Annotated in this window: 14 protein-coding genes; 7 read left to right on the top strand and 7 right to left on the bottom strand. The window is 65.9% G+C overall.

Annotated features, from left to right (window positions below):
• Nucleotides 1–113: 113 nt before the first annotated feature.
• Together PG897_RS12535 and PG897_RS12530 are read left to right on the top strand one after the other, a co-directional pair.
• Nucleotides 114–1,352 (top strand): HD-GYP domain-containing protein, encoded by a 1,239-nt coding sequence (locus PG897_RS12535; RefSeq protein ID WP_005308285.1) that lies wholly within the window; start codon nt 114–116, stop codon nt 1,350–1,352.
• A gap of 58 nt (nt 1,353–1,410) precedes the next feature.
• Complete coding sequence (locus PG897_RS12530; RefSeq protein WP_201882422.1) at nt 1,411–2,556, top strand: competence/damage-inducible protein A; 1,146 nt, start codon at nt 1,411–1,413, stop codon at nt 2,554–2,556.
• Nucleotides 2,557–2,626: 70 nt separating this feature from the next.
• On the opposite strand, the gene PG897_RS12525 is transcribed toward PG897_RS12530, so the two are convergent.
• From PG897_RS12525 to PG897_RS12515, 3 genes are all read right to left on the bottom strand, one after another.
• The gene (locus PG897_RS12525; RefSeq protein ID WP_043171512.1) at nt 2,627–3,721 is read right to left on the bottom strand and encodes an ABC transporter permease; all 1,095 of its coding nucleotides are present in this window, start codon (nt 3,719–3,721) and stop codon (nt 2,627–2,629) included.
• Nucleotides 3,722–4,011: 290 nt separating this feature from the next.
• On the bottom strand, nt 4,012–4,941 hold the full coding sequence (locus PG897_RS12520) for an ABC transporter ATP-binding protein (RefSeq protein WP_201882420.1): 930 nt from the start codon (nt 4,939–4,941) through the stop codon (nt 4,012–4,014).
• A complete protein-coding gene (locus PG897_RS12515) occupies nt 4,934–5,908 on the bottom strand; it encodes an HlyD family secretion protein (RefSeq protein ID WP_201882418.1) in 975 nt (324 codons plus the stop codon). Before PG897_RS12515 ends, PG897_RS12520 begins: the two co-directional genes overlap by 8 nt.
• Before the next feature lie 249 nt (nt 5,909–6,157).
• Between PG897_RS12515 and PG897_RS12510 the strand changes: the two genes are divergently transcribed.
• The 3 genes from PG897_RS12510 to PG897_RS12500 all read left to right on the top strand — a co-directional run bounded on the left by PG897_RS12510 (nt 6,158) and on the right by PG897_RS12500 (nt 9,885).
• The gene (locus PG897_RS12510) at nt 6,158–7,828 is read left to right on the top strand and encodes a DUF342 domain-containing protein (protein WP_313902403.1); all 1,671 of its coding nucleotides are present in this window, start codon (nt 6,158–6,160) and stop codon (nt 7,826–7,828) included.
• A gap of 114 nt (nt 7,829–7,942) precedes the next feature.
• Nucleotides 7,943–8,752, top strand: a complete 810-nt coding sequence (yidA, locus tag PG897_RS12505; RefSeq protein ID WP_270829058.1) for a sugar-phosphatase — start codon at nt 7,943–7,945, stop codon at nt 8,750–8,752.
• Nucleotides 8,753–9,114: 362 nt separating this feature from the next.
• The gene (locus tag PG897_RS12500; RefSeq protein ID WP_201882416.1) at nt 9,115–9,885 is read left to right on the top strand and encodes a gamma-glutamyl-gamma-aminobutyrate hydrolase family protein; all 771 of its coding nucleotides are present in this window, start codon (nt 9,115–9,117) and stop codon (nt 9,883–9,885) included.
• 9 nt (nt 9,886–9,894) lie between these two features.
• Here the strand turns inward: PG897_RS12500 and PG897_RS12495 are convergent, their stop codons facing one another.
• Nucleotides 9,895–10,308 (bottom strand): hypothetical protein, encoded by a 414-nt coding sequence (locus tag PG897_RS12495; protein ID WP_005308268.1) that lies wholly within the window; start codon nt 10,306–10,308, stop codon nt 9,895–9,897.
• A 115-nt stretch (nt 10,309–10,423) separates the two neighbouring features.
• On the opposite strand from PG897_RS12495, the gene PG897_RS12490 reads away from it, so the two are divergent.
• A complete protein-coding gene (locus PG897_RS12490) occupies nt 10,424–11,950 on the top strand; it encodes a mechanosensitive ion channel family protein (RefSeq protein ID WP_010635303.1) in 1,527 nt (508 codons plus the stop codon).
• Nucleotides 11,951–11,991: 41 nt separating this feature from the next.
• Nucleotides 11,992–12,393, top strand: a complete 402-nt coding sequence (locus tag PG897_RS12485; protein WP_201882414.1) for an STY0301 family protein — start codon at nt 11,992–11,994, stop codon at nt 12,391–12,393.
• A gap of 98 nt (nt 12,394–12,491) precedes the next feature.
• On the opposite strand, the gene PG897_RS12480 is transcribed toward PG897_RS12485, so the two are convergent.
• The 3 genes from PG897_RS12480 to PG897_RS12470 are packed head-to-tail and all read right to left on the bottom strand — an operon-like array spanning nt 12,492 to nt 14,891.
• On the bottom strand, nt 12,492–13,202 hold the full coding sequence (locus PG897_RS12480; RefSeq protein WP_010635305.1) for an HAD-IA family hydrolase: 711 nt from the start codon (nt 13,200–13,202) through the stop codon (nt 12,492–12,494).
• Nucleotides 13,203–13,240: 38 nt separating this feature from the next.
• Complete coding sequence (xerC, locus tag PG897_RS12475) at nt 13,241–14,218, bottom strand: tyrosine recombinase XerC (protein ID WP_017786029.1); 978 nt, start codon at nt 14,216–14,218, stop codon at nt 13,241–13,243.
• Nucleotides 14,211–14,891, bottom strand: a complete 681-nt coding sequence (locus tag PG897_RS12470) for a DUF484 family protein (protein WP_017779784.1) — start codon at nt 14,889–14,891, stop codon at nt 14,211–14,213. The genes xerC and PG897_RS12470 overlap by 8 nt, the downstream gene beginning before the upstream one ends.
• Between the last annotated feature and the right edge of the window lie 67 nt (nt 14,892–14,958).

Here is a 14,958-nt window from a genome sequence, read left to right as displayed (position 1 = left end):
TCTGGACATCCAGAAGCCTATAATAAAGCGACTACCCTGTCATCAGATACCTTTTGTATTCACCCCCACCTTTGACTAGCATACGGCTCAATGTGTCTCTCGCATCCAAGACAATGACAGGTATCAAGATTTCAGTAGACCGGCTGCAAGTCGGCAATTACGTCTCTCTGCCACTTGGCTGGCGCGAACACCCCTTCCTGTTTTCCAGCTTCAAACTCAAGAACGAAGAGGAGATCGAGCTCATTCGCCGGCTCGGTCTCAAGCTCGTCACCATCATTCCGGACAAGAGCGATGCCCCGCCCAAGCCGCTGAACCAGGTTCAGGCCCAGCCGCAGGAGGCGCCAGACACGGCCCAGCGTCAGGCCGAGATGCAGCAGGAGAAGGAGCGCCGCATCGAGCAGTTGCAGCAGTATCGCCGCGACCTGCAGCAGTGCGAGAAGCAGTTCCAGCAGTCGCTGGCCCAGGTGCGCAACGTGATGGGCAAGATCCAGTCCCGCCCCCTCAACGCCATCGGCGAGGCGCAGGAGCTGATCAACGCCATGACCGAGCAGTTGCTGTCGGTGGACGAGATGGTGCTGCACCTGGTCTCCGATAGCGAGGATGGCAACAACCTCTACTTCCACTCCCTCAACGTCAGCGTGCTCAGCATGCTGCTGGCCAAGGAGTGCAACATGTCGGCCGACGAAATCCGCCGGGTCGGCATGGGGGCCCTGTTCCACGACATCGGCAAGCTGAAGATCCCGAGCCAGATCCTGCGCAAGACCGAGCCGCTGACCAAGCCCGAGCGCAACCTGATGGCCCAGCACCCGCGCTACGGGCTGGATCTGCTCAACCTGGCCAAGGACTTCCCGGCCGAGGCGAAGGGGATAGTGCTGCACCACCACGAATACCTGGACGGCAGCGGGCCGGAGGGGCTCAAGAAGGGGCAGCTCGACCCGCTGACCCAGATTGTGTCGCTGATCAACGAGTACGATAACCTCTGCCACATGCAGGCCAAAGTGCCCTACTCGGCCCTGAGCGGTCTCTACAAGCAGCGCAAGGCCCAGTTCAACCCGGACTACCTCGGCATGCTGATCCGGCTGATGGGGATCTACCCGCCGGGCAGCGTGGTGCAGCTCTCCAACGGTCAGGTGGGGCTGGTGATGTCGGTCAACACCTCTCGCCTGCTCTACCCCTCGGTGCTGGTGTACGATCCGCGCATTCCGCGCCAGGAGGCCGCCATCATCGACCTGCAGCAGGCCGAGCTCTCCATCGCCAAGGTGATCCACCCCAAGCGACTGCCGCCAGCGGTGTTTGAGTACCTCAACCCGCGCACCCGCATCAGCTACTACTTCGAACACAACAAGCCCTGATGGAGCCGGCCACCCAGGTGGCCACCCCAACCCCACCGCCAGCCCCGAGGAGCCTTTCATGCGCATCGAAATCATCAGCACCGGCGACGAGATAGTGACGGGCCTGGTGGTGGACACCAACGCCGCCTGGCTCAGCGCCCTCCTGCTGGAGCAGGGCTGGCAGGTGCGCCGCCGCGTCACCGTGGGGGACAACCTCAACGATTTGAAAGCCGTGCTGCAAGAGAGTGCCGCCCGCGCCGAGGTGGTGCTGGTGTGCGGCGGGCTCGGCCCCACCGCCGACGACCTCACCGCCCAGGCCGCCGCCGAGGCCTTTGACCAGCCGCTCACCCTGTACCCTGACTGGCTCGCCACTATCGAAGCGCGCTACGCCAGCCGTGGCCGGCCCATGCCCGCCAGCAACGCCAAGCAGGCCTGGCTGCCGCAGGGGTGCGAGATCCTCGACAACCCGGTGGGCACCGCCTGCGGCTTCCTGGTGCAGGCGGGCCCAAGCCGGCTCTTCTTCACCCCGGGCGTGCCGTTCGAGTTCAAGCAGATGGTGCGCGAACAGATCTTGCCGCGCCTCAAGGCGCTGGCCGGTGCAGAGAGTGACACCGAGCTGCGCCGCTTCTACACGTTTGGCGTCTCGGAGTCGGCCCTCAGCGACATGCTGGATGCCGCCCCCTGGCCCGCCGGCATCGAGCTGGGCTACCGCTCCTCCATGCCCCTCATCGAGCTCAAGCTCATCGGCCACGGCGCCAGCACGGCGGACATGGACGCCGCCGAGGCACGGCTGCTCACGGCCATCGAGCCCTGGCTGGTGGGACGGGGAGACGAGGAGCCGGCACGGCAGATCCTGGATCTGTTGGGAGAGAGAACGCTGACGCTGCTGGAGGGGGAGAGCCGGGGCGCCCTGCTGGCCATGTGTCACGAGCACCCGGCCCTGGCGGCCGGCTTCAGCCACACCCTGAGCGATGACCTGATGCAACTGGCGGCGCCTGCGGCCCCTTTGAGCCTGACCCTGGGCCGGGCAGGCCCGGACGGCGTGCCGCTGCTGCTCTGCGCCGACGGGCAACTGCACGGCCAGACCCTCAAGGTCAGCCACCCGGATCCCGACAGCGGCCGCCGGATCCTCGCCTTCGCCGCCCTCGACATGCTGCGCCGCCACCTGCTGGGGCTGCCGGTGCTCGGCGACTACCGCACCCTGACCCGCACCGCCAGCCGTTAACAGCCAGCAGCCAGCAGCCAGCAGCCAGCAGCCAGCAGCCAGCAGCCAGGCTCTCACTCCTCGCGGGGCATCAATCCAGACTCTTCTTGAAGCGATGGGCGGCCAGGGTCAGCACCAGCAGGGTGAAACCCGCCAGCCAGAGCACGTCCGGCAGCAGCTCGGAAAGCTCGCCACCGCGCAGCACTATGCCCCGGATCAGCCGCATGAAGTGGGTGGCCGGCAGCACCTCGGCAATCCACTGGGCCGGCAGCGGCATCCCCTCGTAGGGGAACATGAAGCCCGACAACAGGATCGAGGGCAGCAGGATGAACACCGTCATCTGCATCGCCTGCAACTGGGTCTGCGCCAGGGTAGAGATGAGCAGCCCCAGGGTCAGGCTGGCGGCGATGAACAGCAGGGTCGCCAGCAGCACCTGGCTCAGGGCGCCGTTGATGGGCACCGCGAAGATGAAGTGGCCGAGGCCAAGGATGATGGCCACCTGGATCAGCCCCACCCCGATATAGGGCAGGATCTTGCCCAGCATCAGCTCCATCGAGCTGACCGGGGTGGTGATGAGCAGCTCCAGATTGCCGCGCTCCCGCTCCCGCACTATGGCCGCCGAGGTGAACATGATCATGGTCATGGTGAGGATCACCCCGAGCAGACCGGGCACTATGTTGACCGCCGAGCGGCGCGCCGGGTTGAAGTAGAGCACGGTCTCGAAGGTGGGCGGTACCGGCTTGAGGTCGGGCCTCAGATCCGAGAGCGGCATATTGCGAAGGCCGAGCAGGGCGCCGGCGATCATGGTGTCCGAGCCATCCACCAGCCACTGGCCCGCCGTCTCGCCGGCGCTGAGCCGACGACTCAGATCGGCGGGCAGTACCAGCACCGCGCGCACCTCACCCCGGGTCAACGCCGCCTCGGCCTGCTGCACCCCGACATATTGCTGCTTGATGTGCACCACCTGGCTCGCCTTCACCGCCTCCACCAGCAGCCGGCCCGGCACACTCTGGCTCATGTCGACCAGTCCCACCGGGATCTGGCGTACGTCGGTGTTGATGGCGTAGCCGAACAGCAGCAGCTGGATCAACGGGATCATCACCACCATGCCAAAGGTCAGTCTGTCTCTGGCCAGCTGGCGCAGTTCTTTCTGGGTAATGGCCCAGAGCCGTCGCAGACTGCTCATCGATTCCCCCCCACCGGGATCATCACCGCCACCGCACCAAAGGTCAGTCGGTCCCGTGCCAATTGCCTGAGTTCTTTCTGAGTGATGGCCCAGAGCCGTCGCAGACTGTTCATCGATTCCCCCCCACCGGGATCATCACCGCCACCGCACCAAAGGTCAGCCTGTCTCTGGCCAGCTGGCGCAGTTCTTTCTGGGTAATGGCCCAGAGCCGTCGCAGATTGTTCATCGATTCGCTCCTGCAGGCTGGCGAAGTACTGGCCGGGTCATGGCCCAAAGCCCTTGCCAGCCGTTCATGCCCTCGGCTCCTGACCGGTGCAGCTGACGAATACATCCTCGAGGCTCGGCCTGACCAGCGCCAGGCTGGCGCCAGCCAGCGCCGGACAGGCCTGCTGCAACCAGTCCACCGGCTCCGCCAGCGCCTTGTCCACCAGCACCCGCAGGCGCTGGCCGAGCTGGGCGGCGGAGCGCACCGGTGCCAGCTGCACCAGTTGCTGCTTGAGCAGCCGCAGATCGGCAGCCTGCACCTCCACCACCCGGGTGCTCATGGCATCCATCAACACCTGTGGCGCCCCCTGGGCCCGCACCCGGCCCGCCTCCATGATGGCCAGCTGGTGGCAGCGTTCCGCCTCGTCCATGTAGTGGGTGGTGACCAGAATGGTGGTACCCCCTTCGCTCAGGTCGAACAGCTTCTCCCAGAAATCGCGCCGGTTCTGCGGGTCCACCGCCGAGGTGGGTTCATCGAGCAGCAGCAGCGCCGGCTGGTGGATCACCGCCGCCGCCAGCGCCAGCCGCTGCTTCTGGCCGCCGCTCATGGCACCGGCCCGCTGCCGTGCCAGCGGCGCCAGCTCATAGGTGGCGAGCAGCTCGTGCAGGCGGGCGGCCAGCCCGGCGCCGCCCATGCCGTGGATCCGCCCCATGAACTCCAGGTTCTCCCAGGCGGTCAGCTCGTCATAGAGGGAGAACTTCTGGGTCATGTAGCCGATCCGCCGGCGCAGGGTCTCGGCCTCGCGGGGGATGCTCAGCCCCAGCACCTCCACCTCCCCCGCCGAAGGGGTGAGCAGGCCGGTCAGCATGCGCAGGGTGGTGGACTTGCCGCAGCCGTTGGGGCCGAGAAAGCCGTGGATCTGCCCCTTGGGCACGCAGAGATCCAGCCCGTCCACCGCCAGAAACTGGCCGAAACGGCGGCTAACTCCCTCTGCCCGGATCGCCAGCTCACTCATGGCCGGCCCCTGCACCGGCGGGCTCGGCCTGCAGCGGCAGACCGCTCGGCAGATCCTGCGCCGTCGCCGGCAGATCGATCTCCGCCAGGTAGACCAGCCGGGCCCGATCCCGCTCGTTGAGGGCGTAGTAGGGGGTGAAGGCCGGCTCTTTCGAGATCCAGCGCAGCCGGCCGGTGAAGGGCTCGGCCACCCCGTCCACTCGTACCAATACAGAATTGCCGACGCCATAGCCGGCGAGGGAGGGCTCGGGCACATAGACCCGGGCATAGGGGGCCTGGTCCGCCTGGATCGCAGCCAGCACGGCACCGACCGCCACCCGCTCGCCGAGGTGATAGGGCAAGCTGTCGAGCCGGCCGCTACGGGTGGCGACGATAGAGAGATCCGCCAGCTCCCGTTCGGCCAGCGCCACCTCGGCGGTGGCGGCCTGCAGGGCGGCCTGCGCCTCGTCGATATCTTCGCGCCGCACGCCCCGCGTCAGCTTGTCGAGCTGCTGATGTGCGCCATCCTGCTCGGCCAGGGCGCTGTCGCGCTGGGCACGGGCCTTGTCGAGATCCGCCGGGCTCACCAGCTTCTGGCGCACCAGCCGGTCGACGCGCTCGAAGTTGCGCTCGCTCTCCCTGACGGCGGCCTGCGCCTTGTCGAGGCTGGCCCTGGCGGCGGCGATGTCTTCCGGCCGCTCGCCATTGGTCAACCTGGCGAGGGCGGCCCGTGCCTGGGCCTCCCGCGCCCGCGCCTGGGCCAGCACCGCCTGCTGGCGCCTGTCATCGAGGCGGGCCAGCAGGGTGCCCTCCTCCACCCGGCTGCCCTCCGCCACCGGCAGGGCGCGGATGATCTCGCCGGCGGTGGCGGTGAGCAGCACCCGATCCCGCTCCAGGGTGCCGAGGGCGGTAGCGGGGGCCTGCGGCTGGCAGGCACTGAGCAGGCCCGTCAGGGCCAGAGGCAGCAGACAATGACGCAAGGTTGACACTCCTTTCGCGGTGGGCGACGGCCAGTGGTGGCCTGCAGACGGACTCCCGGTGCCGTCAGCATACTCGCTGTTACTTTTCATTTCCTCGCTCCAGTTCACCCATTTGTGCTTAGCTCATTGACCAAAAAGGAGAAATGTCTGGATACTGCAGACCAGCACTATGTTGATCATCAGCATTTTTAACAAGATGCCGATTAACTGGAAACAGGCAGCCATCCCGACAGGGATGCCAGCGAGGGAAGGGATCCGGTGTTAAGCACAGAGTGGTTACTGTTGTCAGCCGATATGGAATACGCCTGCCTGCGCATCGCGCCGGGGCTGACCAAACCCATCTCGGAAAACGATATCCAGGCCCTGCTGCTGGCCTCCAACTGCCGCCGCTATCAGCCGCTGGCGGAAGGGATCAAGCAGGCCATCAGCCTGCTCAACACCCTGTTCAATGATCCGGCCGCCCCCCTGCCCGGCAACCCGGTGCCCATCGCCCAGCGCCACGATGCCAGCGTCCTGCTGCTGGTGGAGAAGGACCGGATGAGCGCTACCGCCCAGATCACCGCCGACTGGGGTGGCAAATACCTCACCAGCGAACAGCTGGAGCAGGCGATCCAGGCCAGCGAGATCAAGCAGGGGGTACAACCCCAGCTCATCGCCGCCGCCGTGCTGGCGGCCAAGGAGGCGACGCCAGGCACCCTGCTCAGGTTGCCGGTGGCGCAGGGCAAGGCCGCCGTCAACGGTCAGGACACCCGCTTCGAGCGGCTGGTGGAGACCCCGGCCGAACGTATTCTCAAGCCCCAGGAGCTGGATCACGGCCGGGTCGACATGCGCGACCTCGGCACCATGCTCACCGTCAAGGCCGGCGCCCAGCTGATGCGCCGCCACCCGGCCACCACCGGCGTGCCGGGCTTCACCGTCACCGGCCAGGAGCTGCCCGCCAAGCATGGCAAGGAGAGCCCCATGGTGGCCGGCGAAGGTACCTTCATCTCGCCGGATGACCCCAATCTGCTGCTGGCCAGCCGCCCGGGCCTGCCTCGTCAGGAGAAGAGCGGCATGAAGGTGGACGACGTGCTGAGCGTCAAGCAGGTGGATATCCGCCATGGCCACATCATCTTCGAAGGGGCACTGATCGTGGCGGGGGACGTCACCCCCGGCATGAAGGTCAAGACCAGCGGCGACGTGGTGATCGGCGGCTTCGTGGAGGGAGGCTACATCGAATCGGGTGGCACCATCACGGTGCGCAACGGTGTCATTGGCCGCAAGCTGGAACAGAGTGACGAGTTCCTCTGCCACCTCAACGCCCAGGGGGAGATCCACGCCAGCTATGCCCAGTACGCCAAGCTGGAGGCTGGCGGCGACATCCACGTCCTGACCCAGCTCAGCCACAGCTACAGCCGCAGCGGCCAGGACCTCAAGGTGGGCGACAGCGCCATGCGCAAGGGCCATCTGCTGGGGGGCATCAGCATCGCCAACCGCCTCATCATGGCGCCGATCCTGGGGGCCTCGGCCCACAATCAGACCCGGTTGCAGATCCTCGGCGGCTACTTCACCCACAAGGAGCAGGAGCAGGCGCTGCGCCAGCGCAAGCAGGAGTGCCGGGAGCAGCTGGACAAGCTGCAGGATCTGCTGCTTAAGCTCTTGCAGCTGCCGAGCGACAAGCGCAATCCCCAGACCCTGCAGAAGATCAAACTGATCCGGGTCCAGCGCCTCGAGGAGAGCAAGCAGCTCGACGAGCAGCTGGAGGCGGCGCAGGAGGAGCTGCAGAAACTGATGGCGGAGATGGACATCATCGCCACCCAGCACGCCTTCCCTGGGGTCGAGGTGGAGATGGCCCACCACCACTACCGGGTCGACATAGAGCACGGCCCCATCCACTTCGCCATCCGCGAGGATCAGCTGCAGCTGACCCCTTACGAACCCCACAAGTGAGCGCCGCCGCCCCCGTCGTGCACCTCCGGCCGTGATCCGGACGGTGAATTTCGCTACACTCCCTCTCCCATTGGCCCCATAGTGCGGGCCAGCCAGACTGCAGGATAGTGAGAGATGTACAAGCTGATCGCATTGGATATGGATGGTACCCTGTTGAACTCCCAGGGCCAGATTTCCCCCCGCACCCATGCGGCCATCGCCGCCGCCCGCGCCAGGGGAGTCACGGTCGTGCTGGCCTCCGGCCGCCCGCTGGAGGGGATGAGCCGCTATCTGGCCGAGCTCGGCCTCACCGGCCAGGATGACTACGTCATCTGCTACAACGGCGCCCTGGTGCAGCAGGTTGCCGATCAGCGCATCATCCGCAGCCAGCTGCTCAGCGGCAGCGACGCCAGCGCCATCGCCGCCCTGGCCGACGAGCTGGGCGTCAACGTGCACGGCTTCTCGGTCAGCCAGGGGCTCATCAGCCCCAGGGTCAGCCCCTACACCGAGCACGAATCCCGCCTCATCGGCATGCCCATCAAGCTGCTGGACTTCGCCACCCTGCCCACCGACGAGCAGATCCTCAAGGTGATGATGATCGATCCCGAGCCGCTGCTCTCCCCGGCCATCGCCAAGCTGCCGGCCGAGCTCTACCAGCGCTATACCGTGGTGCGCAGCGCCCCCTACTTCCTCGAGTTCATGAACAAGCGGAGCAACAAGGGGACCGGCGTCGCCGCCCTGGCCGAGCACCTGGGGCTGGATGCCTCCCAGGTCATCGCGGTGGGGGATGCGGGCAACGATCACCACATGATCGAGTACGCCGGGCTGGGGGTGGCCATGGGCAACGCCACCGACGACATCAAGGCGCTGGCCCAGCACACCACGGGGCGCAACGATGAAGACGGGGTCGCCCAGGTGATCGAACATTTCATCCTGAACGCCTGAGTCGACAAGGGGCCTGCGGGCCCCTTTTGCTGTCTGGGTCTGTCCGGGCAGTGGGGCCACATGTTTAATATATCCACCACGACAATATCCTCCCCTCGCTTCCCCTTCGCTACAGCCCCCTTTTAATGGGACTCAAGCCAGCCGAGCACAGAATATATTTAACATTTTGGCATCATTTCGTTTGACATATTGAACGGCCTTGGCAGACTGGGATCAGGATCCAGGCTGTCGTTGCCCAGGCTGACCGACGATTCTGGCACTGCGGCACGACCCCGATCCCACGACCATGCCTTGAGGCATGCCCTTGCGCTGGCAAGGGTCTGCCCAAGGCGCAGGACCGCTAAGGACAGCCAAGGTGAATCATGACTCGCAGCACCCACACCCCGCGTAAACCCGTCGTACTGATGACCATGGGCGCCCAGCCCCGCAATGGGCACGCCTATCAGGTGATGACCCACAAATACATTCAGCCGCTGGTAGAGATCAGCGGCTGCGTCCCCCTGCTGGTGCCCACCTGCTGCGGCACCGAGGATCTGGCGCAATATCTGGATCTGGCGGATGGGGTCTATCTGAGCGGCGCCGGATCCAACATAGATCCAACCCTCTACGGCCAGGAGAACCTCACCCCGGAGAAGCAGCAAGACAGAGACAGGGATCTGTTCGACATGGCGCTGGTTCGCGCCGCCCTCGACCGCGGCCTGCCGCTCCTCGGCATCTGCCGCGGCATGCAGGAGATCAACGTGGCGCTGGGGGGAGACATCCACCAGAAGGTCTACAGCGAGCCGGGCTATGACGATCATCGGGAGGATGCGGACGATCCGGTGGACGACCAGTATGGTGAGAGCCATCAGGTGACACTGGTGCCGGGCAGCTGGCTGGCGGAGCTGATGGGACAGCCATCGATCCCGGTCAACTCCCTGCACGGGCAGGGGATCAAGACCCTGGCCAAGGGGCTGGTGCCGCTGGCCCATGCCGAAGACGGGCTGATCGAGGCGATCCACGCCCCCGCACTCTCCCCCTTCCTGCTGGCGGTGCAGTGGCATCCGGAGTGGAAGGCGAGTCAGAACCCTCACTCCATCAAGATCTTCGAGGCCTTTGGCGACGCCTGCCGGACCCGTCTGAGCGGCGTCTGACGACGCCGGCTAGTCGCCGAACCCGCGTGCCTTGAGCTTGGGCAGCGCACCGCGAGACGGGCGCAGGGTACGGCACACCTCCATCCCCTTGAGCCCGCGCTGGATGTGATCCGGCGTGTGGCCAAACACCATGCCGTTGCTGCGGTAGAGGGCGTTGTCGTCCAACTCGAACAGCTCGCCGCCGATCAAGAGCTGCTCGCGGCCGTTGACCGTCTTGCCGCGTTTGAGCGGCAGCGTCATGTCGCTCAGCACTTCGCCAGTGGCGCACCCCTCGCGCCAGCGAGCCTCGTCTGAAAAGGGGGTGATGGCGATCTCGCGCCAGGATCCATCACGAAACTCGACCCGATACTTGTCGGCCAGCTGATCACAACCCACCAGCAGCCAGGCCCCGGCAATCCAGGCCACCTTGCTCCACTTGCGCACGCGCTCCACTCCCTTGTCAGACAGGAGCCCAGCATAAAGAAATTGCCTCGACCCCGCATCCATTTAGCGGATTGAAACCAACTATGCTGGAAATAACCAATGATAAGGGGCTGCTATGTTTGGCGATAACCTCGTTGCGCTACCTACCCTGCTGTGGATTGGCGACCACCCGTTCTGGACCCTGCTGACCCTGTTCCTGCTCTTCACCCACTTCCTGCGCAGCCCGGGTCGCCGCCGTGAGCTGGTGAGCGAGCTGGGCTTCGTGATGATAAGCCTGGTGGTGATCCTGCTGATCCAGCTAGAAGGCGGCTGGTTTCGCCTGCCCCTGCCCCGCCACTGGCTGGTGGAGATCTCCAGCCTGCTGGCCGGGCTGGTGCTGGTGAAGATCTGGGGGATCCTGCTGTTCCAGTTTCTGCTGCCCCTGTGCCAGATCCGCATCCCGCGCATCATCGCCGACATCGTCATCACGGTCGGCTACATCGGCTGGTGCCTGTTCCGTCTCTACGCCTCCGGCATGGCCCTCGGCGAGATCGTCACCACCTCCGCCGTCATCACCGCCGTCATCGCCTTCTCCATGCAGGACACCCTGGGCAACCTGCTGGCCGGGGTCTCGATCCAGCTCGACAACTCCATCGCCATCGGCGACTGGCTGCAAGTAGAGACCACCCAGGGCCGGGTGGTGGAGATCAACTGGCGCGCCACCACCATAGAGACCCGCAACTGGGAGACTGTGGTGATCCCCAACAGCCACCTGCTCAAGCAGCGCTTCACCGTGCTCGGGCGGCGCCGCGACGCCCCCCTGCAGTGGCGCCGCTGGGTCTGGTTCGACATCACTCTGGACACCCTGCCCACCCAGATCATCGCCCTGGTGGAACACTCACTGCGGGAGACCCGCATCCGCAACGTCTCCGCCAGCCCGCAGCCGGACTGCCTGCTGATGAACGTGGAGAACGGCATCGCCCGCTACGCGGTGCGCTACTGGCTCACCGATCTGGCGGTGGACGACCCCACCGACTCGGCGGTACGCACCCTGATCGATGCCGCCCTGCGCCGCAACGACCGGCGCCTCACCCCGCCCATCTTCAACGTCTTCATGACCTCGGATCAGGATCACAAGGATCAGCGCCACAAGCGCCATACCGCCGAGCGGACCGACACCCTGCGCCGCCTGCCGCTGTTCGCCATGCTGCAGGAGGAGGAGCTGCTGCGGCTGGCGGATCAGGTCAAATTCGCCCCCTTCGTCAACGGCGATCGGATGCTGAGCCAGGGGGAGATCTCCGGCTGGCTGTTCGTGCTGGTGAAGGGGGATGCCCAGATGCTGGTGGAGGTGGAAGGCCGCGAGCTGCCGCTCGGCACCCTCAATGCCGGCGACTTCTTCGGCGAGCTGAGCCTGCTCACCGGCGAGCCCAGTCCGTTCACGGTGCGGGCCCAGGGGACCGTCGAAACCTATCGCATCAATCAGGCCATGTTCCAGGAGCTGGTGGCCCAGCGCGGCTCCCTGCTCGAGCCGCTCTACAAGGTGTTGAGCGCCCGTCAGCAGGAGCAGCAGGAGCTGCTGGCGCGGGAGGCGGAGGCCATGAAGCAGATCGCCCCGCCACGGGATCTGCTGGACAAACTGATGGCGCTGTTTGGCGGGCGATGACGTAGCATGGGAGCCCATACTTTCCATTCGAGACGTGTTTCATGCTGCTGACCGCGCTGGCCCTGAGCGCCACCCTTCAATTTGACTGCCCCGCCACCATCGAGACCCGCCAGCAACCGCTGGGCACGACCCGGGGGTGGCAGGCCGTCACCCGCAACGAGCTGGGGGAGCAGCACCAGCCCCTTCGCCATCGGCTGGAGAACCTGGCCCTGTTCGACGGCGACCCCGACGAGCGCGCCCAGCTCAAGCCGGACAACGGCGACAGCCACGCCATCCACTACTGGAGCCTGGATCGCCACAATCCGCGCCCCTTCTATCTGGTCTGCCACTACCAGGAGACCGCCATCACCCTGCAACAGGCGCTGCCCGCCGGGATTGGCTACTGCCGGGTCAACCAGCCCGCCCCTTACGACCTCCGTGGTCTGATTTGCCGCAGCGAGTGACTGCTTCTGCATGACCGTGTGACGGTTTCGACCAGCAGTGAATGAACGGCCGACATGGGATGCATGTCGGCTGTGAACTGGCGGGTGCTGAGGTCTGACTAGAGCAGCAGATCGGCCAGCTCGCCCAGCGCGGCCAGCTCCACGTCCGGCAGCAGTTGCAGCTGCTCTCCGGGTTGCTGATGCTCGTTGAGCCAGGCGGCCTTGAAGCCGTGCAGCCGAGCCCCCAGCACGTCGGTCTGCGGGTGGTCCCCCACGTGCAAAATGCGGTCGGGGGCGAGCTCCAGGGCCTTTTGCACCTGCACGAACATGTCCGGCGCCGGCTTCATTCTGCTGCCAAGACCAGCCTTGCAGACCAGGGTGAAGTAATCCGCGAGGCCAGCCTGGGCCAGATCCAGGTTGCCGTTGGTGATGACCGCCAGCGGGTAGCGTGCCGCCAGCCGGGCCAGCAGGGCATGGGTCTCGTCGCTCACCTCTATCTTCGAGCGCTCGGCCAGAAACGCGGCGAACACCGACTCCGCCTCCTGCGCGGCCCGGGTCTCAGCCATGCCTCCGGCCATCAGAGCGGCCTGGATGCCATGCCGGCGCGCCAGGCTGACGTCGTCGCGCAGCGCCGGTTGTTCCAGCAGCAGGTTGCGCTTGAGCTCCAGCCAGCGAGGCTTGTCCAGCATGGCGGTGGCCAGGTATTCGCTGCGCAGGTGGGCCAGCATCCACTGCTCGGCTCGCTCGATGGCGGGGCCGTTGTCATAGAGGGTGTCGTCGAGGTCAAACGAGATGGCGGCCACCGGCTGCCAGCGGCGATAGAACTGCATGGTCTCTCCTCTTGTCGGGGCCGGCTACCCGGCCCCCGTCATTCGTCGTCCGGGGTAGCGGGATCCCGCTTCGCCCTTGGATGGGCGCTGTCATACACCTTGGCCAGGTGTTGGAAGTCGAGGTGGGTGTAGATCTGGGTGGTAGAGAGATCGGCGTGCCCCAGCAGCTCCTGCACCGCCCGCAGATCGCCAGAGGACTCCAGCATGTGGGTGGCGAAGCTGTGGCGCAGCTTGTGGGGATGGACATGGGCGTTGAGCGCCTGCTTGTTGCCCCAGCCGTCGAGCCGCTCCTGCACCGAGCGGGCCGACAGGCGCTGCCGGCGTTTGGAGACGAACAGCGCCTCCTGCTCGTCGCCAGCCAGCAGGGGGCGCAGCTTGAGCCATTTTTGCAGCCACTCCACCGCCATCCGCCCCACCGGCAGCACCCGCTCCCGCGAGCCCTTGCCGGTCACCCTGAGCTGGCGCTCGTCGAGCTTCACGTCCGCCAGATTGAGCCCCACCAGCTCGGCGAGGCGCAGGCCGGAAGAGTACATCAGCTCCATGATGGCGCGATCCCGCACCGCCAGCGGATCCTGCTCGTCGGTGATGTTGAGCAGCTGGTACATCTCGTCCACGTCCAGGTTCTTGGGCAGCGGCCGCCCCTGCTTGGGGGTGACGATGCCGCGAGCCGGATTGGCGACCAACCGCCCCTGGCGCACCTGCCAGTCACAGAAGCTGCGCAGGGCGGAGACCTTGGTGGCGAGCGAGCGGGGCGCAAGACCGGCCTTGTGCATCCGGGTCACCAGGCTGCGCACCTGACTCGCCTCGAGCCGGGCCCAGTCATCGACCCCGAGCTTCACCAGCTCGGCGGTCATGGCTTCCAGATGGGCCTGGTAGTTGCTGCGGGTGTGGGGGCTGAGCTGGCGCTCGACCCGCAGGTATTCGATGAAGGCCGCGAGCTCCCCCGCCAGCGCGGCCGGAAGGGGCTCGGCGGCAGGCGCCGCCTTGGTGGAGGGGCTGGCCGGCGCCTTAGCCACGGGCCAGCTCGGGCAGGCGCAGCTGCAGCAGGCGGCCGAGCTGACCCAGCAGCAGGGTGTCGTTGTGGGGAGTGAAGTGACTCGGATCCGAGCTGGCGAAGGCCAGCACGCCGAGATCGCCAAGCCGCATCAGGGCCACCGAGTTGACCAGCACGTCGTGACCGAACAGCGCCTGCTTCTCGCTCTGGTTGAGCCGGCCGAAGTAATAATCCTGCCCAGGCAGGCGCTGACCCAGCAGCTGTTCGAGCTGTTTGCCCTCCGCCATGAACTTCTGCTCGGGGCCGCTCAGCTGGAATTTTTTCGGGCTGAGCCAGAGCCGCAGGCCGGTCAGTCTCAGCCGCTGCACGAACGCCTTGCCCATCACGGCGCTCACCTCGAACAGGCTCTGACAGCCGTACAACTCGCCGTAGAGATCGGCATAGACCCGGAAGATCCGCTCGTTCTCGCTGGCGATCCCCATCAGCTCGGTGATCTCCTGCTCCAGCTGCTCGATGCGTTCGCGCTGGCGGTCAAGCTGGCGCTCCACCAGGGAGATGGCGCCCTTTTGTTCATGGGGAATGCGGATCCGGTCCAGCATGGCCGCGTGGCGCTGGAAAAACTCGGGATAACGGGCCAGGTACTCCAGCACTGTGGCTTCATCCACCAGTGGTTCCTGCCGTTTGAGTTCGCTCATAACTTGGTTGGTCCATCCGAAAAAGGGGCCAAGGGCCCCGACATTAGTGCTTGGCTGTGCGGGGGCT

It is taken from the genome of Aeromonas sp. QDB20 (assembly GCF_027707805.1).
Classification (GTDB): Bacteria; Pseudomonadota; Gammaproteobacteria; order Enterobacterales; family Aeromonadaceae; genus Aeromonas; species Aeromonas dhakensis.
This window is presented reverse-complemented; position numbering and strand designations above follow the sequence as displayed.

Coding starts and splice junctions, on each gene's coding strand:
- PG897_RS12535 (WP_005308285.1), top strand. CDS start 114: ATGACAGGTATCAAGATTTCAGTAGACCGGCTGCAAGTCGGCAATTAC.
- PG897_RS12530 (WP_201882422.1), top strand. CDS start 1,411: ATGCGCATCGAAATCATCAGCACCGGCGACGAGATAGTGACGGGCCTG.
- PG897_RS12525 (WP_043171512.1), bottom strand. CDS start 3,721: ATGAGCAGTCTGCGACGGCTCTGGGCCATTACCCAGAAAGAACTGCGC.
- PG897_RS12520 (WP_201882420.1), bottom strand. CDS start 4,941: ATGAGTGAGCTGGCGATCCGGGCAGAGGGAGTTAGCCGCCGTTTCGGC.
- yidA (WP_270829058.1), top strand. CDS start 7,943: ATGTACAAGCTGATCGCATTGGATATGGATGGTACCCTGTTGAACTCC.
- PG897_RS12500 (WP_201882416.1), top strand. CDS start 9,115: ATGACTCGCAGCACCCACACCCCGCGTAAACCCGTCGTACTGATGACC.
- PG897_RS12490 (WP_010635303.1), top strand. CDS start 10,424: ATGTTTGGCGATAACCTCGTTGCGCTACCTACCCTGCTGTGGATTGGC.
- PG897_RS12485 (WP_201882414.1), top strand. CDS start 11,992: ATGCTGCTGACCGCGCTGGCCCTGAGCGCCACCCTTCAATTTGACTGC.
- PG897_RS12480 (WP_010635305.1), bottom strand. CDS start 13,202: ATGCAGTTCTATCGCCGCTGGCAGCCGGTGGCCGCCATCTCGTTTGAC.
- PG897_RS12470 (WP_017779784.1), bottom strand. CDS start 14,891: ATGAGCGAACTCAAACGGCAGGAACCACTGGTGGATGAAGCCACAGTG.